Source organism: Streptomyces cellostaticus (assembly GCF_001513965.1).
GTDB classification, from domain to species: Bacteria; Actinomycetota; Actinomycetes; order Streptomycetales; family Streptomycetaceae; genus Streptomyces; species Streptomyces cellostaticus.
The window spans coordinates 106,196-123,911 of record NZ_KQ948020.1 but is presented as its reverse complement, the minus strand read 5'-3'; the positions used below and the strand labels follow the sequence as shown (position 1 = coordinate 123,911).

Below are 17,716 nucleotides of genomic sequence, written 5' to 3'. Positions count from 1 at the left end.
CTTCCCCCTACTCCCCCAACTTCCACGGGAGTACGTGTCTGCCCCACTGGTTCGGCACACGGCAGGTGGTCGAGTCGCCGTATGCACTGGTCGGCCGGTAAGAGGGGCGTAAGTCACAGGAGGTTCCCTCACTTTCGAGGAGACTCACGCCCAACGCGCCCCCGGCGGGGCGGCACACCTGGAAGAGTCGTGTCCATGCAGGTCTGGCCTGGAGAGGCGTATCCGCTCGGCGCCACCTATGACGGCGCCGGAACCAATTTCGCGGTCTTCACGGAGGCCGCGGACCGAGTAGAGCTGTGTCTGCTGCACGATGACGGCTCGGAGACGGCGGTGGAACTGCGCGAGAGCGACGCGTTCGTGCGGCACGCGTACGTGCCGGGCGTCATGCCGGGACAGCGGTACGGGTTCCGGGGGCACGGCCCGTACGCCCCCGAGCGCGGGCTGCGCTGCAATTCCGCGAAGCTGCTGCTCGACCCGTACGCGAAGGCGATCAGCGGGGCCGTCCGGTGGGGCGAGGAGGTGTACGGCTACCACTTCGGCGCCCCCGACCGGCGCAACGACCTGGACTCGGCGCCGCACACCATGACCTCGGTGGTGATCAACCCGTACTTCGACTGGGGCGACGACCGGCCCCCGCGCACCGAGTACCACCACACGGTGATCTACGAGGCCCATGTGAAGGGCCTGACCATGCGCCACCCGGGGCTCCCGGAGGAACTGCGCGGCACGTACGCGGCCCTCGCCCATCCGGCGATCATCGACCACCTGACCAGGCTCGGGGTGACGGCGCTGGAGCTGATGCCCGTCCACCAGTTCGTGAACGACCACCGGCTGGTCGACATGGGCCTGAACAACTACTGGGGCTACAACACCGTCGGTTTCTTCGCCCCGCACAACACGTACGCCTCCTGGGGCGACCGCGGCCAGCAGGTCCTGGAGTTCAAGTCGGCGGTCCGGGCGCTGCACGAGGCCGGGATCGAGGTCATCCTGGACGTGGTCTACAACCACACCGCCGAGGGCAACCATCTGGGCCCGACGCTGTCCTTCAAGGGCCTCGACAATCCGTCGTACTACCGGCTCGCGGACGATCCGCGCTACTACACGGACACCACGGGCACCGGGAACTCGCTGCTGATGCGGTCCCCGCACGTGCTCCAGCTGATCATGGACTCGCTGCGGTACTGGGTCACCGAGATGCACGTCGACGGCTTCCGTTTCGACCTCGCGGCGACGCTCGCCCGGCAGTTCCACGAGGTGGACCGGCTGTCGTCGTTCTTCGACCTGGTGCAGCAGGACCCGGTGGTCTCCCAGGTGAAGCTGATCGCCGAGCCGTGGGACGTGGGCGAGGGCGGCTACCAGGTGGGCAACTTCCCGCCGCTGTGGACCGAGTGGAACGGCAAGTACCGCGACACCGTCCGGGACCTGTGGCGGGGCGAGCCGCGGGCGCTCGCGGAGTTCGCCTCCCGGCTGACCGGCTCCTCGGACCTCTACCAGGACGACGGACGCCGCCCGCTCGCCTCCATCAACTTCGTGACCTGCCACGACGGCTTCACCCTGCACGACCTCGTCGCGTACAACGACAAGCACAACCGGGCCAACGGCGAGGACAACCGGGACGGAGAGAGCCACAACCGCTCCTGGAACTGCGGGGCGGAGGGCGAGACCGACGACCCGGGCGTGCTCGGGCTGCGCGCCCGCCAGATGCGGAACTTCCTCGCCACGCTGATGCTGTCCCAGGGCGTGCCGATGCTCAGCCACGGCGACGAGTTCGCCCGCACCCAGCGCGGCAACAACAACGCCTACTGCCAGGACAGCGAGGTGTCCTGGGTGGCGTGGCCCGAGGACGGCGGCGACCTGCTGGAGTTCGTCCGCGCGATGGTCTGGCTGCGCCGCGACCACCCGGTCCTGCGCCGACGGCGCTTCTTCCACGGGCGGCCGGTGGAGGGCACCCACGACGAGCTGTCCGACATCGCCTGGTTCACCCCCGAGGGCGGCGAGATGGCCCAGCGGGACTGGGACTCGGCGCAGGCGTCCGCGCTGACGGTGTTCCTGAACGGCAACGCGATCTCCGAACCCGGTCCGCGCGGGGAGCGGATCACCGACGACTCCTTCCTGCTCATGTTCAACGCCTCGCCCGGGCCGCTGGACTTCCTGGTGCCGGTCGACCACGGGCGGCAGTGGCAGGTGGTCGTCGACACGGCCCGCCCGGAGGGGGTCCCGCCGGGGACGGGAGGCAAGGTCGCGGCGGGCGAACGGATCACTCTGCCGGACCGCAGCCTGACGGTGCTGCAGCGGCCCGCCTGACCCTCACGTACGGCCCCCGTTCAGGGGGTCGTGCGCGCCTGCTCGTCGCACGCGCGCGCGTGGAGGGCATCTTCCGGCTGTCCCGCGTACGTCGTCGGGCGGGCCGTCAGGGCGATGGCGCAGGCGAGCGCGGCGGCCGTGCTCGCCGCGGCGAACGCCGCCGAGGGGCCGTAGGACTCGGCCAGGCGGCCGGTGACCGCGACCGCGAAGGCCTGGCCCCCGACCAGGGCGCTCGTCGCGCACGCCATCGCCTCGGACAGCCGGGACGGCGGCACCGTGCGCTCGGTCAGCCCGAACACCGTGACGAGGTGCGGGGCGTAGGCGGTCCCGAGGACGGTGACGACGGAGTACAGGCCCGGCAGGCCGTCCGTGCGCAGCAGCGGCAGGGACAGCGCGAAGGCGGCGCCCGTCGCCAGCCGCCAGCGCGCCGGGAGCCCGAGGCGTGCCGGTACGGCGGCCATGGCGAGCCCCGCCACGGCGCTCATCACGCCCATGGCGGCGTACACGAGCCCGGCCTGGTCCTCCTGCCCGAGCCGGGCCGTGAGCGCCGTGATCCCGGCCTGGCAGGCGCCGAACATGGCGCCCTGGAGGGCGAGGGCCGCGCGCAGGGCGTGGACGGAACGGGGCATGGGGGCGGGTGACGCGGAAGCGGTACGCGCGCGTGCCGCGCCGGGCCGGACCGCCCGGGCGGTCGGGTGCAGGGCGAAGCCGGTGCCGCAGGTGGCCACCAGGAGGGCCGCGCCGCCCAGTGCGTACGCCGGGTGGGCGAGGACGGCGGCCAGGCCGACCAGGGCCGGGCCGAGGACGAAGGACAGCTCGTCCAGGGTGCTCTCGAAGGAGAGCGCGGCGCCGACGGTGGGCTCGGGGGCGCCGCAGCGGCGGGCGAGCGCAACCAGGCGGGTGCGGGCCAGCGGGCCGACGAGCGGCACGGTGGCGCCGGCCGCGGCCCCCAGGAGGGCCAGGACGGGTGTGGGCAGGCCGGCGAGGGCGCCGGTGACCAGGGCGGCCACCGCGAGCGCGTTGGCGAGCGAGAACACGAGCACGACCGTCCGCTGGCCGTGCCGGTCGGCGAGCCGGCCCACCAGTGGCCCGCAGGCCACCTGGCCGAGGGCGAGCGCGCCGCCGGTCAGTCCCGCGGCGGCCGGCGAACCGCTCGTCCGGGCGACGAGCAGCACACTGCCGAACTGGATGGTGGCCGTCGGCAGCCGCCCCAGGAACGACACGCCCGGCAGCAGCGGCCCGGTCAGGCCGATCACCTCGCGGTAGGTGTCCAGCGTGCCGCGCCGTCCCCGGGGCCGTTCCCTTCTTCCCATCACTCGAAGCTAGGCACGCGTGCGTGGGTCCGTGCAGGGGTCGATGACACGAAAGACGGCGGGCTGGGTACGTAGGTTTCCATGACCTCTGCGCGACCCCGACCGGACGTGCCCACGGCCACCTACCGGCTGCAACTCCAGCCCGCGTTCCCGTTCGCCGCCGCCGCGGCGGCCGTACCGTACCTGGCGTCGCTCGGCGTCTCGCACCTGCACCTGTCCCCCGTCCTGGAGGCCGTCCCGGGCTCCGCGCACGGCTACGACGTGGTGGACCACGCGCGCGTGCGCGAGGAACTGGGCGGTGAGGAGGGGCTGCGCGCGCTGGCGCACACCGCGCGGGAGCACGGCCTGGGCCTCGTGGTGGACATCGTGCCGAACCACATGGCCATGGTCCCCCGGCACAACCGCGCGCTGTGGGAGGTGCTGCGCGAGGGGCCCGGCTCGCCGTACGCGCGCTGGTTCGACATCGACTGGGAGGCGCAGGGCGGACGGGTGCTGCTGCCCGTGCTCGGCGGTCCGCTCGGCTCGGAGCTGGACCGCCTCGTCGTCGACGGAGACGTCCTGCGCTACCACGACCACGCCTTCCCCCTCCGCGCGGGCACCGAGGACCTGCCGCTGCCCCGGCTGCTGGACGCGCAGTGGTACCGCCCGGTGTGGTGGCGGCTCGCCCGCACCGAGCTGAACTACCGGCGCTTCTTCAGCATCTCGGAGCTGATCGGGGTGCGCGTGGAGGACCCCGAGGTGTTCGAGGCCACCCACGCCAAGATCCTCCAGCTGCTGGCGGAGGGCGTGCTCGACGGGCTGCGGATCGACCATCCGGACGGACTCGCGGACCCCGACGGCTATCTGGAGCGCCTGCACGAGGCGAGTGGCGGGCGCTGGACGGTCGTGGAGAAGATCCTCGCCGACGGCGAGCGGCTGCCGGCCTCCTGGCCCGTCGCGGGCACCACGGGCTACGACGCCCTGCGCCAGGTCGACGGCCTGTTCACGGACCGCGCCGGGGCGTACGAACTGCTCGGGCGGTACCGGGCGTTCGCGGCGCCGCAGACGGACCGGGGCGGCAACTGGGAGGCCACGGTGCGGCGGGCCGCCTACAAGGTGCTCACGCACGAGCTGGCCGCCGAGACCGACCGGCTCACCCGGGTGGCCGCCCGGCTGTGCGCCGCCTCGTCGGACCTCACGCTGCGCGACCGGGCGCCCTGGGCGCTGCGCACGGCCGCGGAGGAACTGCTGGTACGGCTGCGCGTCTACCGGCCCTACGCCTCCGGTGACGCCTGCGCCGTCCTCACCGAGCAGGCCGCCGAGGAGGCCCGGCTGGCCTTCGTGGTGCCCGAGGAGGCCGAAGCCGTCGGCATCGTGCGCCGGCTGCTGGTCGAGGCGCCCGGTGAACCTTCGGCACCGGACCACGCCGACCGGCTGGAGTTCCGCACCCGGTTCGCGCAGACCGCGTCGGCGCTGCGCGCCAAGTCCGTGGAGGACACGGCGTTCTACCGCTATGTGCCCCTGCTGTCGGCGACCGAGGTGGGCGGCGACCCGGGCAGCCCCGGCGTGTCCCCGGAGGACTTCCACGCGTACTGCGCGCGCGTGCAGCGCGAGTGGCCGCTCACCGGCACGGTCGTCTCCACCCACGACACCAAGCGCAGCACCGACGTGCGCGCGGCACTGGCCGTGCTCACCGAGTGCCCCGGCCGCTGGGCGGAGTTGCTCGCCGAGGTGACCCTGCCCGAGGAGGGCGCACCGGACGGGCAGCTGGCCTGGGCGGCCTGGCAGACGGTGTTCGGGCTGGGACCGGCGCAGGCGGAGCGGGTCCAGGGGGCGCTGCTGAAGCATGTGCGGGAGGCGGGCATGTACACGAGCTGGACGGAGCAGGAGCCGCCGTACGAGGAGGCGGTGGCGGCTTTCGTCACGGCCGGGCCGTGCGGACCACCCGGGGAGCGCGTGGCCGCCTTCCGCAGGGCGCTGGAGCCGCACATCCGGGCGAACGTCCTCGGGACCGCGCTGGTCCATCTGACGATGCCGGGGGTGCCGGACGTGTACCAGGGCACGGAGGGCGAGTACCGGGCGCTGGTGGACCCGGACAACCGGCGGCCGGCGGCGTTCCCGCCGGAAGCGCCCGGCGAGAAGAACGCCCTGACGGCGGCGGCGCTGCGGCTGCGTGCCCGCAGGGCCGAGGCCTTCGGCGCGGCGGCGACGTACGCGCCGCTGGAGGCCGAGGGTCCGGCGGCGCAGCACTGTACGGCGTTCGTGCGCTCCGGGGAGGTCGTGACGGCGGTGACGCGCCTGTCGCTGCAGCTGGCGGAGGCGGGGGGCTGGCGGGAGACGCGGCTGCCACTGCCACCGGGACGGTGGGCGGACGTGCTGACGCCGGAGCGGGAGTTCACCGGGCACGCGCGCGTGGCGGACCTCTTCGAACGGCTCCCGGTGGTTCTGCTGGAGCGGGTCCAGGATGCCTGAGGAGGCTCAGGCGGGCAGCTCGCAGTCCTCGTACCCACGCGCGGGTGGCGGCGCTCCGAGGGAGGGCCAGACGGCGCGCAGGAGGTCCACGAAGGCCTCGGCGGCCCCGGTGGGCGCCGCGCGCGCGTAGACGCTCAGGGCGCGCTTCCAGGGCGGGTCGGGGGTGAGGAGCACGCAGTCCTCGCCGACGGCACCGCGCACGATGTGGGCGGGCGCGGCGCACACCCCCACCCCGGCGGCGGCCATGCGCACGGCCGTCGAGGTGTGCTCGGTCCACACCGCGGTCCGCGGTCTGAACCCGGCCTTGCCGCACGCCCAGTCGAGGAAGCGCTCGCCGTGGACGACGGGTTCCATGGCGCAGCGGATCCAGGCGCGGTCGGCGAGTTCCGGCAGCGTCACGGTCGTACGGCCTGCGAGACGGTCGTCGAACGGCACCACGAGGACCAGTTCCTCCTCGCCGACCGGGACGACGGTGCCGGGCGGGTCGGCGGGTGCGGGGCCCACGGCGAGGTCGGCGGTGCCGCGCTGCACGGCCTCCTCCAGGGCCTCGGTGGTGGCGTACTCGTGCAGGCGCAGCAGGACCTGCGGGTGCCTCGCGCGCCAGCGGGCGAAGACGTCGGGCAGGGCGCCGACGGCGATGGAGTGCAGGGCCGCGACGTGCAGTTCGCCGCCCTCGGCGCCGGCGGCGGCGCGGGCCGCGCGTCGGGCCTGGGAGGCGCTGCGGACGGCGAGTTCGGCGTGCGGCAGGAATGCGCGGCCCATCGGGGTGAGGCGCACTCCGCGCGGCAACCGCTCCAGCAGGGCGCCTCCGACCGACTTCTCCAGCGCCTTGATCTGGTGCGAGAGCGCGGGCTGGGTGACGTGCAGGGCGTCCGCCGCGCGCGTGAAGGACGCCTCCTGGACGACCGTCAGGAAGTACTCCATCTGCCGCAGGCTCAACTCCGCACCCTCCCATGAAGATCCTGCATGGATTCTACAAGAACATTGCCTTGGACTCATGGCAAGGGATGGACGGAGGGTGGGGCCATGAGCATCAACACACCGGATGTCATCGTCATCGGCGGGGGCACGGGCGGGTACAGCACCGCCCTGCGCGCCGCCTCCCTCGGTCTCGACGTCGTACTCGTCGAACGCGACAAGGTCGGCGGGACCTGTCTGCACCGGGGCTGCATCCCGAGCAAGGCGATGCTGCACGCCGCCGAACTCGTCGACGGCATCGCCGAGGCCCGCGAACGCTGGGGCGTGAAGGCCACGCTGGACTCCGTGGACTGGCCGGCGCTGGTGGCCACCCGGGACGACATCGTGGCGCGCAATCACCAAGGGGTGGAGGCTCATCTTGCGCATGCAGGCGTGCGGGTGGTCCGAGGCAGCGCGCGGCTCACAGGGCCGCGCGCCGTACGCGTCGAGGATGTGCACAACGAACCCGCGCTCGGCGTGCGCGACTTCATCGCGCACCGTGGGATCGTCCTCGCGACCGGCTCACGCCCGCGCATGCTCCCGGGGCTCTCGCCGGACGGCCGGCGCGTGGTGACCAGCGACGACGCGCTGTTCGCGCCGGGGCTCCCCGCCTCCGTGCTGGTGCTGGGCGGGGGCGCGATCGGCGTGGAGTACGCCTCCTTCCACCGGTCGATGGGCGCGCAGGTCACCCTGGTGGAGGCCGCCGACCGGATCGTGCCGCTGGAGGACGCCGAGGTGAGCCGTCATCTGACGCGCGGCCTGAAGAAGCGGGGCATCGACGTGCAGGCGGGCGCGCGGCTGCTGGACGCGGAGGTACTGGAGGACGGCATACGCGCGCGCGTGCGCACCGCGCGCGGAGAGACCCGGGTAGTGGAGGCGGAGCGGCTGCTGGTGGCCGTCGGCCGGGCCCCGGTCACCGAGGGCCTGGACCTGGCCGCCGCCGGTCTGACGACGGACGAGCGCGGGTTCGTCGCACCGGCGGACTGGAGCCGGCTGGAGACGGCCGTACCGGGGATGCATGTCGTGGGCGACCTGCTGCCGCCGCCCTCGCTCGGCCTGGCGCACGCCTCGTTCGCGGAGGGTCTGCTGGTGGCCGAGACACTGGCGGGGATGTCGTCGCCGGCGGTCGAGTACGCGGCGGTGCCCCGGGTGACGTACTCGTCGCCGCAGACCGCGTCCGTGGGGCTCGGCGAGGCGGAGGCACGCGCGCGTGGGCACGAGGTCGAGGTCAACACGATGCCGCTGACCGCCGTCGCCAAGGGCATGGTGCACGGGCAGGGCGGCATGGTGAAGGTCGTGGCCGAGGCCGGCGGCGGGCAGGTGCTCGGGGTGCACCTGGTGGGCCCCCATGTGTCGGAGATGATCGCCGAGAGCCAGCTGATCGTCGGCTGGGACGCCCAGCCCTCGGACGTGGCCCGGCACGTGCACGCGCACCCGACGCTGTCGGAAGCGGTCGGCGAGGTGTTCCTGACGCTCGCGGGACGCGGCCTGCACCAGCAGTGAGTACCCGGAGCACGGCGGCCGACCGCGGTCCGGGAGTGCGTCCGGGCGCCCCCTGGAGCCTCCCCCGTCGAGTGCTTGACAGTTCACCCATGCCGTGCGGCACTGGGAGGGCGAAGCCGGGCGGACAAGTCGGGGGTGAGTCTCCTGCCGGAGCTGCGCTACCCCAGCGTTCCCGAACTGGTCGCCTCCGCCCGGGCGTTGGCCGCTCAGCAGCCCGGGCTGTGCGCGCTCAGACAGGTGGGCGTCTCGCGGGCCGGCCGGCCCCTGCACCTGCTGTCCGTGGGGCACGCCCGGCGTGCGGTGCTGGTCGTCGCGGGCGCCCACGCCAACGAGCCGACCGGCGGCTCCACCCTCCGGGTGCTGGCCGAGCGGGTGCTGGCCGAGCGGGAGTTGCGGGCCGGCACCTCCTGGCACTTCCTGCTGTGCGCGGACCCGGACGGCGCGAGCCTGCATGTGACCCCGGCGCCGCGCAGCCTGCTCGACTACCACCTCGGCTTCTACCGGCCGACGGGCGCGGAGCAGCCCGAGTGGTCGCCGGCGGTACTGCCGCCGGACCGGCTGCCGCCCGAGACCCGGACCCTGACCGGGGTGATCGACGAACTGCGGCCCTATCTCCAGGTGACGCTGCACGGCACCGATCTGGGCGGCAGCTGGGTGCAGTTGACGAAGGACGTGCCGGGCCTCGCCGAGCCGTTCGCCAAGTCCGCGGCGGAACTGCACATCCCGGTGGAGGCGGGTGCCTCGGACGCCGCGGGCTGGCCGGCCTCCGGGCCCGGGGTGCATGTGATGCCCGGCCCGGAGACGGGCGTCGCGTACCCGAGCATGCCGGACGACGCGCGGCACAGCACCTGGTACCACACGCACCGCTACGGCGGTCTGACGGCCGTCGTGGAGGTCCCGATGTGGGCCAGCGACCTGGTGGACGACCCGGCGCCGCACCCGGCGCCGGCGGCGGCGATACGCCGGCTGGCACAGCGGCTGCTGCGGGACTCGCTGGAGGTGGAGCGGGTGCTCGCCGAGGCGCTGCCCCGGCTGGAGGGCGCGGACGGTCCGCTGCTGCGGGCGGCCCGGTGGGCGCTGGAGCTGATACCGGGCCTGGCGCAGGACTGGACCCACACACCGCCGGCCGGCACGACGATGGCGTACGTCGGCAGTGTGGACGCCTTCGGGCGGCGGCTGCCGCTGCGGGCAGCGGCCATGCTGCTGCGGGTGCTGCGGGAGACGGACGACCGGGCGGCACCCCGGCTGGAACAGCTCGTCGCTTCCTGGTGCGAAGCCTTCGCGGGGCGTTTCAGAGCCCGCTGGGTGCCGTTGGAGCACCAGGTGGAGCACCAGTCCAGGACGGTGCTGGTGGCGGCCCAGCAGGCCCGGGAGCGGGCGGCGTGAGGCCTTCACGCCGCCCGTGTCTTACCCGCCTGCCGACAGCCGGGCTCACCTGTCCAGGGCGAACACCGGTCCCGTCCGCGCTGCCATGACGCACTTGCTGGTGTAGGTCTCCTGGTAGTCGACCGGCCGGCCGTTCCACTGCCCGCGCGCGTGGACGGTCACCGGGGCGAAGATCATCGGGCAGAAGACCTTCCTGTGCGGAATGCGCGCGATGTCGCCGTCGACGGCCGCGAGTTCGGCACAGGCCTCGGCCGCCTGCGCGAACCCCAGGGGCACGGGGTCGCACAGCAGCAGCTTGCCGCGCGTGTTGCTGGGCTGGGTCTCGCCCGGGGTGGCGGAGAGGTAGAGCCAGTTGCCGGGAAGAGGAAACGCGTTACGGGGTGCCGCCTGGGCCGGGCCCGCGGCAAGGAGGCCGACGGACGCCAGCAGGGCGCCTGCGGCCGCTGTCGCTCGGGTGATGTACGTCATTCCCGAACCATCGGCTCGGCGGCCCGCGTTCCCCACCCCGACTCACCCGAACGGAACCCGTACGGGCCCACGGTGGCGCGTCAGTTCGAATGCGGAAACGTCTCCTGGTGCGCAGCGAGCCGGAAGGCGATCCGCCCGAAGGCGACCTGGTCGCCCTCGTGGACCACGACGGCGCCCACCACACGGCGGCCGTTGACCGTCGTGCCATTGGTGGAGCCGAGGTCCCTGAGCACCCACATGCCGCCCTGCCGGCGCAGTTCGGCATGTACGCGGGAGACGGTCTCGTGGTTCAGGCGCAGCCCGCTGGCGGGGTCGCGGCCTATGCGCAGCGGATGGCCGCCCGCCGCCTGCGGCAGCAGCAGCTTGGGCAGCCGCTCGGCCTGCCAGGCCCGGCGCAGCCGTACGGTGAATCCGGAGACGGCCTCGACGGTGCCGAGGACCACGCGGGAGAAACGGTTCTCGCGAGGCAGGTCGGCGGTGAGGGCGGCGAGTTCGTCGGCACGGCGCGCGGCGAGCGCGAGTTCCATGCGGCGCACGAACGTGTCGTGCGACAGCCGGCCCATCGCGACGCCGTCTCGCAGCACCTGCACCGCCTTGTCGCGCTCCGCGTCGGACAGCCGCGCGGGGTACGTGGGGAACTCGAAGGACGACGTCACGCTGGTGATTGTCGGACAGTGAACCCCTGGTGTCCAGAAACGGGGGAAACGGCCGCCATGGGCGTGCGCTTCCACGACACCTGCCGGGAAAGGGCGGATTCGACGGCGGATTGATCGCTTTCGCGGCACGATGGACGGGCTACATCACGGTGAGCAGACGAAGGGGAACCGTCCGTGCAGTTCGAGGTGTGGGCACCACAGGCAGACCGTGTGACGCTCCATTGCGACGGCGCCACGCGCGCGTTGGAGCGCGATCCGGAGCGCGTCGGCTGGTGGACGGGACAGGCTCGGGCGCAGGACGGCTCGCGGTACGGGTTCGCGCTGGACGGCGGTCCGGTCCTGCCCGACCCGCGCTCGCGCCGCCAGCCGGACGGCCCGGACGGGCTGAGCGCGGTGGTCGACCACGGGCGGTACGCGTGGCGTGCCGCGTGGGCGGGGCGCGAGCTGCCGGGCGCGGTGCTCTACGAGCTGCACGTGGGCACGTACACCCGCGAGGGCACCCTGGACGCGGCCGCCGCGCGTCTGGAGCACCTGGCGGAACTGGGTGTCACGCATGTGGAGTTGATGCCGCTGTGCCCCTTCCCGGGGCGGCACGGCTGGGGCTACGAGGGCGTGTCGCTGTGGGCGGTGCACGAGCCGTACGGCGGCCCCGAGGCGCTGAAACGGTTCGTTGACCGGGCGCACGAACTGGGCCTGGGCGTCGTCCTGGACGTCGTCCACAACCACTTGGGCCCGTCGGGCAACTACCTGCCGCTGTTCGGGCCGTACTTCACGGACACGCACCACACGCCGTGGGGCGCCGCGGTGAACCTGGACGCGCCCGGCTCGGACGAGGTGCGCGCGTATCTCCTGGGCAGCGCGCTGGCGTGGCTGCGGGACTACCGGATCGACGGGCTGCGCCTGGACGCCGTGCACGCGCTGTACGACACGCGCGCGTGCCACTTCCTGGAGGAGCTGTCGGCGGCCGTCGACGACCTCGCCGGCGAGCTGGACCGCCCGCTGTCCCTGATCGCCGAGTCCGACCTGAACAACCCGCGGATCATCACCCCGCGCGCGGAGAACGGCCTCGGGCTGCACGCACAGTGGAACGACGACTTCCATCACGCCGTGCACACCGCGCTGACCGGCGAGTCCCAGGGCTACTACGCCGACTTCGCGCGCGCCCCCTTCGCCGCGCTCGCCAAGACGCTCACCGGCGGCTACTTCCACGACGGTACGTACTCGGCCTTCCGGGGGCGCAGCCACGGCCGGCCGCTGGACCGGGCGCGCGTGGCCGGGCACCGGCTGCTGGGCTTCAGCCAGACCCACGACCAGGTCGGCAACCGCGCGCAGGGGAACCGTCTTTCGGCCCTCCTCTCCCCCGGCCTGCTGGCCTGCGCGGCCACGCTCACACTGACCGCGCCGTTCACGCCGATGCTGTTCATGGGCGAGGAGTGGGCGGCGGGCACGCCCTGGCAGTTCTTCACCGACCACACGGACCCGGAGCTGGCCGAGGCGGTACGGCGGGGCAGGCGCCGGGAGTTCGCACAGCACGGGTGGGCCGAGGAGGACGTACCGGACCCGCAGGACCCGGCGACCCGGGAGCGGTCCTGCCTCGACTGGTCGGAGCCGGAACGCGAGCCCCACGCGCGCGTGCTGGCCTGGTACCGGCGGCTGATCGCGCTGCGCCGGGAGCAGCCGGACCTCACCGATCCCGACCTCGCCGACACGAAGGTGGCCTACGACGAGGAGGCCCGCTGGCTGGCGTTCCGGCGCGGGGACGTCCGGGTGGCGGTCAACCTGAGCAAGGAAGCGGCGGCGATCCCGCTGGGCAGCCGCCGGGCGCAGGTCCTCGCCGCGTGGGAGCCGGTGGCGGCGCCGGGCCCGGACGGGCTGCTGCAGGTGCCCGGGGAGTCGTGCGTGGTGCTGGTCCAGCCCTGAGCGGCCGCTACGGCTCCGTCTCCTCGTCCTGGAACTCGGTCACCCGCTCCAGCAGGATCGGTTCCCAGGCGCGCCGCAGCTGGGTTCTCAGCAGCGTCAGGGAACCCTGTGCGCGGCCCTCGAGATGGTCCGTGAGGCGGATGACGGTGTCGCAGCGGGCGAGCCACAGGCCGCGCAGGCAGGGGCGGGCGCCGTAACCGGCGAGGGTGGCGGCGCGGACGGCGGCCGGGGAGCCGACGGCCACGGCGAGCCCGGCGATGTCCTCGGCGGGATCGCCGAGGGTGGCCTCGGTCCAGTCCAGGATGCCGCGGACCCGTCCGTCGGCGCTGACCACCACGTGCTCGCCGGTGAGGCCGTGGTGAGTGAGGACGGCGGTGCCGGGCTGTGCGGCGAGCTGGGCGGCGCCGGGCGCGGTGAGCTGGTGCAGGCGGGCGGCGTCGAACTCGTCGGCGGCGGCGAGCCGTTCGGCCGCGTGCACGGCCATGCGGCGCAGCGCCTCCAGGGAGCGCGGGGCGCTGCGGGGCACGCCGAGCGTCTCGGCCTGCCGTGCGGGCACCGCGCGCAGTCCGCTGAGCAGCCCGGCGAGGTCGGCCTCGCCGACGGCGGAGACGTCGTGCTCGTCGGCGGTGCCGCCGGGCAGTTTGCTGTCGAGGGTGTAGGCGAGGCCGGGTGCCCAGTCGCCGTGGGCGACGCTGGTGGGGACAGCGACGGGCACGTGCGGGCGGAGCAGGTCGCGCAGGCGCAGTTCGCGGCGGCGGCGGACGGCGGCGTTGTGGTCGGGGGCGAGGCGCAGCACATGGCGGCCGCCGACCCACCAGGTGTGCTCGTGGCCCTCCGTGACGGGCCGGACGTCGGGTCCCCCGCTGCCGTTCGCGGTGTCCCTGCTCTCCTTGAGCAGCGAACGGACCAGTCTGCGGACGGTGTCCGCGGTGGGTGTCGGTGCCTGGGTCATGGGTCGCGCCGTAGCCGTTCCGGGGTGTCGTCGAGGGTGTGTCTCCTGGTCTCTCAGTCCACTATGACCATCTCACGGGTGGTGTTGTTGAGGCGGCGGCCGCCGTCCTCGGTCACCGTGACGATGTCCTCGATGCGCACCCCGAAGCGGCCGGGCAGATAGATGCCCGGCTCCACGGAGAAGCACATGCCGGGTACGAGGAGCTGTTCCTCGCCCTCGATCATGTACGGCGGTTCGTGGGTGGTGACGCCGATGCCGTGCCCGGTGCGGTGGATGAAGTACGCGCCGTATCCGGCGTCGGTGATGACCGCGCGGGCGGCGCGGTCGACCTCCTGGCAGGCGACGCCCGGGCGTACGGCCCGGAAGCCCTCCTCCTGGGCGGCGCGCACGATGTCGTGGACCGTGCGTTCCTCCTCGGTGGGCTCTCCGACGTGGACGGTGCGGGTGGTGTCGGAGCCGTAGCCGTCCTTGAGGCCGCCGAAGTCGAGGACGACCATGTCGCCGTCCTGGATGACGCGGTCGCCGACCTCGTGGTGCGGGTTGGCGCCGTTGGGGCCCGAGCCGACGATGGTGAAGTCGACCTGGGAGTGTCCGAAGCGGCGCAGCAGGTCGGCGAGGTCGTGGCCGACGTCGGACTCGCGGCGCCCGGCGAAGGGAACCTTCCGGATCTCCTCGAACGCCCGGTCCGCTGCCGCTCCGGCGGCTGCCAGGAGCTCCAGTTCGGCCGCGTCCTTGACGGCGCGCAGCATGGGCAGGGCGTCGGTGAGGGAGGCGTACGACGTGCCGGGCAGGGTGCGCTGGAGGCCCAGCAGGTGCATCGCCCAGGTGTTGTCGCTGATGCCGAAGCGCCCGTGGTCGTCGAGGAGGGCTGCGGTGACGGCGTAGGGGTCCTTGCCGTCGGTCCAGTCGCGCAGGGTGAGCGCGGTCGCGCCCGCCGCGTGTTCGGCGTCCGGGGCCTCCAGGGTGGGCACGACCAGCACGGGGGCTCGGCCGGGGGCGAGCACCAGCACGGTGAGCCGTTCGGTGACCGCGGTGGGCGTGTATCCGGTCAGCCACACCATGTCGGGTCCGGGCGCCACGAGCAGTCCCGCGAGGCCGGCATCGGCGGCGGAGCGCGCGGCGCGCTCCATACGGGCCCTGTAGTCGTCGGCGGTGAAGGGCGCGGGCGTACTACCGGTCATCCGGGCCTCCGGGCGCGGTCGAGGTGGCGGGGGCGAAGCGGTCTCGGGCAGCATCCTGCCCGGCCGGGCAGGGCGGCGCGAGCCGATCGCGAAGTCCCAGGGGCGCGGTTCGCGCAGACTGGCGCGGCATGGGGCCATCATGGCGCGTGGGGCGGGGGGTGACCAGCGAGTTTCGCCGGGTCCGTGGACGCGCTCGGCCTCACTCCGGCCCCGGTCAGGTCACCACCCCCGGAACGACCGTCAGCTGCTGGTAGCCGCCGCTGCGGTGGCGCACGGTGAGGGTCACCTCCCTTCCGGGGCGGGCGTGGGCGACGGCTCGGGCGAGGTCGGCGGCCGTGTCGATGCGGGTGCTGCCGAAGTGCAGCAGGACGTCGCCGCGGACCAGGCCTGCCGTGTAGCCGGGGCCGGGCACGTGGACGCCCACCACCAGGGCGCCCGGCTTCTCGGCGTCGACGGCCTCCACGCCCACGGTCGCGCCGGTCCGGGCCTCGGCGGGGCTCGGGGACGCGGAGGGGGCGGGCCGGGCCGAGGGGGCGGGCGGCGGGGCGTGGTGTTGCAGCTCGGCCAGCCTGCTCATGCCGATCACCGTGGCGCCGACCGTGCCGATGCCGACCCCGGAGAGCACCAGGACGGTCCCGGTGAACAGCCCGAACAGCACGGTCCTGATCCGCCGGCCGCGTCGGCGCGCGGCGTGCGGGCGCCGCGCGGGGCGGGGCGTGTCGCCCTCCCCCCGCTCCTGGCCGGGCATCGGTTTGGGACGCAACGCAGTATGTTCCATGGTTCGCTCGCCTCCGGGTGGTGCTCTACCCGGGGCGCCGGGCCGCGACGAGACTCGAACGAGTGAGACTGGCCGGAGGGTGGCGGAGGGTAGTCATAGCCGTCGAGGCGAAACGATGGATCAGCTGTCGGCCGCGCACCCGTCACCCACCGTCCACCATCCGCCGGACCAGCTCGGCGGCCGCTCCTGACGGTGCGCCGCCGTGCAGCAGTTCCGTGCGGTGGACGACCCGCGGTGCGGTGAGCGGCACGGCGACCGTGCCCGCTGCGCCGGTGGCCGTCGAGCGGGGCAGCAGGGTGAGGCCGTGGCCGGCGGCGGTGAGGGCGGTGAGGGTGCGCAGGTCGGTGCCTTCGTAGCGGACGGAGGGGCGGAAGGCGCCGCCGCCGCCCGCGGTGCGCAGCTGGGCGAGCGGGAGCGCCGCGTCGGGGGCGTCGAGCCAGCGCGCGTCGGCGAGGTCGCCCAGCCGCAGGCCGGTGCGACCGGCGAGGGGGTGGCCGGCGGGCAGCAGGACGCTGACGGGTTCCTCGGCGACGCCGTGCGTGGTCAGCGGCGCCACGTCGGGCAGCCGCAGCGGATCGCTGGGGGCGGCGAGACCATCGACCAGGCCGAGGTCGGCGGTGCCGGTGGCGACGGCGGCCGGGATCTCGTCCCGGGTGAGGACGCGCAGGGTCACGCCCGCGGCCGGGAGCGCGCCGAGGATGCCGGGGCCGAGCGCGGTCGGTGTGGCGGCGAGGGTCAGGCCGTGCGCGGGCGCCGCGGCCATGCGGGCGACGTCGGCGCGGGCCGCGTCCAGGCGCAGCAGCAGCGGGCCCACGTGTTCCAGGAGGCGTTCGCCGGCCGCGGTGGGCGTGACGGGCCGCCGGGTGAGCAAGGGCGCGCCGAGGTCCTGTTCGAGCGCGGCGATGTGCTGGGACACCGCGGACTGGGTGTAGCCCAGCTCGCGCGCGGCCGCGGAGAAGGAGGCGAGGCGCGCCACGGTGACGTACGTGCGCAGCAGATGCGGGTCCATGGGGACCAGGATCCCACTCCATCAGCAACGCTTATCGACCGTGCAGGAATCATCGTTGGACGTGAACCGGGGGCGCCGCCCAGGATGAACGGCATGACGAACACCGCAGCTCACACCGCCACCCTCGCGCTCGTCGGGGACCGCTCCCCCAACGTCGTCTCGCACACCCGGATCCCGCTCCTGCTGGAGTCCCTCGCCGAGCGCGACCGGCTGGTCCTGGACGCCTACTGGATCCCGACCGAGGATGCGGAGGCCGAGGGTGCGGTGCGCGGCTTCGACGCCGTCTGGGTGCTGCCGGGCAGCCCGTACCGCAGCGAGGCGGGCGTTCTCGCCGCCGTCCGCACCGCGCGGGAGGAGGGCATCCCGTTCCTCGGCACGTGCGGCGGCTTCCAGCACGCACTGCTGGAGTTCGCCCGGAACGTGTGCGGACTGGCCCGGACCGCGCACGCCGAGAACGACCCCGACGCCGAGGACCTGCTCATCGAGCCGCTGGCCTGCTCCCTGGTCGGTCACGAGGCCGCCGTGTCCCTCGAACCCGGCTCGCTCGCCGAGTCCGTGATCGGCTCGGCGCGCACGGTCGAGCGGTACTTCTGCGCGTACGGCCCTTCCCGCCACCTCGACACGCTGCACGCCCACGGCCTGCGCTTCTCCGGGCACGACGAGGACGGACAGGTCCGCGTCGCCGAACTGCCGGGCCACCCCTTCTTCCTGGCCACGCTGTTCCAGCCGGAGCTGTCCGGCGACGGCTCGCGCCCCCACCCGGTGGTGCGGGCGCTGGCGCGAGCCGCGGTCGAGCACGCGGGCCGGGTGGAGCGCCGACCCGCGTGAGGTGACCGGG

General features: G+C 74.0%; 14 protein-coding genes. 6 read left to right on the top strand and 8 right to left on the bottom strand.

Annotated elements, in window-relative coordinates:
• Positions 1-195 precede the first annotated feature (195 nt).
• Positions 196-2,304, top strand: a complete 2,109-nt coding sequence (gene glgX / locus AQI88_RS13910; RefSeq protein WP_066997516.1) for a glycogen debranching protein GlgX — start codon at positions 196-198, stop codon at positions 2,302-2,304.
• A 20-nt stretch (positions 2,305-2,324) separates the two neighbouring features.
• On the opposite strand, the gene AQI88_RS13905 is transcribed toward glgX, so the two are convergent.
• A complete protein-coding gene (locus AQI88_RS13905; protein WP_066997512.1) occupies positions 2,325-3,617 on the bottom strand; it encodes an MFS transporter in 1,293 nt (430 codons plus the stop codon).
• An 81-nt stretch (positions 3,618-3,698) separates the two neighbouring features.
• Between AQI88_RS13905 and treY the strand changes: the two genes are divergently transcribed.
• On the top strand, positions 3,699-6,068 hold the full coding sequence (treY, locus tag AQI88_RS13900; protein ID WP_208615777.1) for a malto-oligosyltrehalose synthase: 2,370 nt from the start codon (positions 3,699-3,701) through the stop codon (positions 6,066-6,068).
• Between the two features lie 6 nt (positions 6,069-6,074).
• On the opposite strand, the gene AQI88_RS13895 is transcribed toward treY, so the two are convergent.
• Entirely contained in the window at positions 6,075-7,007 is a 933-nt protein-coding gene (locus AQI88_RS13895; RefSeq protein ID WP_066997506.1) for a LysR family transcriptional regulator, read from the bottom strand.
• A gap of 87 nt (positions 7,008-7,094) precedes the next feature.
• Here AQI88_RS13895 and lpdA point away from each other — a divergent pair, with 87 nt between their 5' ends.
• Together lpdA and AQI88_RS13885 are read left to right on the top strand one after the other, a co-directional pair.
• Complete coding sequence (lpdA, locus tag AQI88_RS13890; protein WP_066997503.1) at positions 7,095-8,528, top strand: dihydrolipoyl dehydrogenase; 1,434 nt, start codon at positions 7,095-7,097, stop codon at positions 8,526-8,528.
• 135 nt (positions 8,529-8,663) lie between these two features.
• On the top strand, positions 8,664-9,914 hold the full coding sequence (locus AQI88_RS13885) for a M14 family zinc carboxypeptidase (protein ID WP_066997500.1): 1,251 nt from the start codon (positions 8,664-8,666) through the stop codon (positions 9,912-9,914).
• A gap of 45 nt (positions 9,915-9,959) precedes the next feature.
• Here AQI88_RS13885 and AQI88_RS13880 read toward each other — a convergent pair whose 3' ends face one another.
• Positions 9,960-10,382, bottom strand: a complete 423-nt coding sequence (locus AQI88_RS13880) for an SSI family serine proteinase inhibitor (protein WP_066997497.1) — start codon at positions 10,380-10,382, stop codon at positions 9,960-9,962.
• An 80-nt stretch (positions 10,383-10,462) separates the two neighbouring features.
• Positions 10,463-11,038 carry a DUF1707 and FHA domain-containing protein gene (locus AQI88_RS13875; RefSeq protein WP_066997494.1) on the bottom strand — a complete coding sequence of 192 codons (576 nt, stop codon included), beginning with the start codon at positions 11,036-11,038 and terminating at the stop codon, positions 10,463-10,465.
• 174 nt (positions 11,039-11,212) lie between these two features.
• On the opposite strand from AQI88_RS13875, the gene treZ reads away from it, so the two are divergent.
• On the top strand, positions 11,213-12,958 hold the full coding sequence (gene treZ / locus AQI88_RS13870) for a malto-oligosyltrehalose trehalohydrolase (protein ID WP_066997492.1): 1,746 nt from the start codon (positions 11,213-11,215) through the stop codon (positions 12,956-12,958).
• Between the two features lie 7 nt (positions 12,959-12,965).
• On the opposite strand, the gene AQI88_RS13865 is transcribed toward treZ, so the two are convergent.
• From AQI88_RS13865 to AQI88_RS13850, 4 genes are all read right to left on the bottom strand, one after another.
• Positions 12,966-13,910 (bottom strand): aminoglycoside phosphotransferase family protein, encoded by a 945-nt coding sequence (locus tag AQI88_RS13865; protein WP_066997489.1) that lies wholly within the window; start codon positions 13,908-13,910, stop codon positions 12,966-12,968.
• 53 nt (positions 13,911-13,963) lie between these two features.
• Positions 13,964-15,091, bottom strand: coding sequence for an aminopeptidase P family protein (locus tag AQI88_RS13860; protein ID WP_066997486.1), 1,128 nt, complete (start codon positions 15,089-15,091; stop codon positions 13,964-13,966).
• Positions 15,092-15,305: 214 nt separating this feature from the next.
• Entirely contained in the window at positions 15,306-15,869 is a 564-nt protein-coding gene (locus tag AQI88_RS13855; RefSeq protein WP_066997484.1) for a PDZ domain-containing protein, read from the bottom strand.
• Between the two features lie 142 nt (positions 15,870-16,011).
• Positions 16,012-16,878 (bottom strand): LysR family transcriptional regulator, encoded by an 867-nt coding sequence (locus AQI88_RS13850; protein WP_066997482.1) that lies wholly within the window; start codon positions 16,876-16,878, stop codon positions 16,012-16,014.
• Between the two features lie 93 nt (positions 16,879-16,971).
• Here AQI88_RS13850 and AQI88_RS13845 point away from each other — a divergent pair, with 93 nt between their 5' ends.
• The gene (locus AQI88_RS13845) at positions 16,972-17,706 is read left to right on the top strand and encodes a CTP synthase C-terminal region-related (seleno)protein (protein WP_066997465.1); all 735 of its coding nucleotides are present in this window, start codon (positions 16,972-16,974) and stop codon (positions 17,704-17,706) included.
• Positions 17,707-17,716: the final 10 nt, after the last annotated feature.

Coding starts and splice junctions, on each gene's coding strand:
- glgX (WP_066997516.1), top strand. CDS start 196: ATGCAGGTCTGGCCTGGAGAGGCGTATCCGCTCGGCGCCACCTATGAC.
- AQI88_RS13905 (WP_066997512.1), bottom strand. CDS start 3,617: ATGGGAAGAAGGGAACGGCCCCGGGGACGGCGCGGCACGCTGGACACC.
- treY (WP_208615777.1), top strand. CDS start 3,699: ATGACCTCTGCGCGACCCCGACCGGACGTGCCCACGGCCACCTACCGG.
- lpdA (WP_066997503.1), top strand. CDS start 7,095: ATGAGCATCAACACACCGGATGTCATCGTCATCGGCGGGGGCACGGGC.
- AQI88_RS13880 (WP_066997497.1), bottom strand. CDS start 10,382: ATGACGTACATCACCCGAGCGACAGCGGCCGCAGGCGCCCTGCTGGCG.
- AQI88_RS13865 (WP_066997489.1), bottom strand. CDS start 13,910: ATGACCCAGGCACCGACACCCACCGCGGACACCGTCCGCAGACTGGTC.
- AQI88_RS13860 (WP_066997486.1), bottom strand. CDS start 15,091: ATGACCGGTAGTACGCCCGCGCCCTTCACCGCCGACGACTACAGGGCC.
- AQI88_RS13855 (WP_066997484.1), bottom strand. CDS start 15,869: ATGGAACATACTGCGTTGCGTCCCAAACCGATGCCCGGCCAGGAGCGG.
- AQI88_RS13850 (WP_066997482.1), bottom strand. CDS start 16,878: ATGGACCCGCATCTGCTGCGCACGTACGTCACCGTGGCGCGCCTCGCC.
- AQI88_RS13845 (WP_066997465.1), top strand. CDS start 16,972: ATGACGAACACCGCAGCTCACACCGCCACCCTCGCGCTCGTCGGGGAC.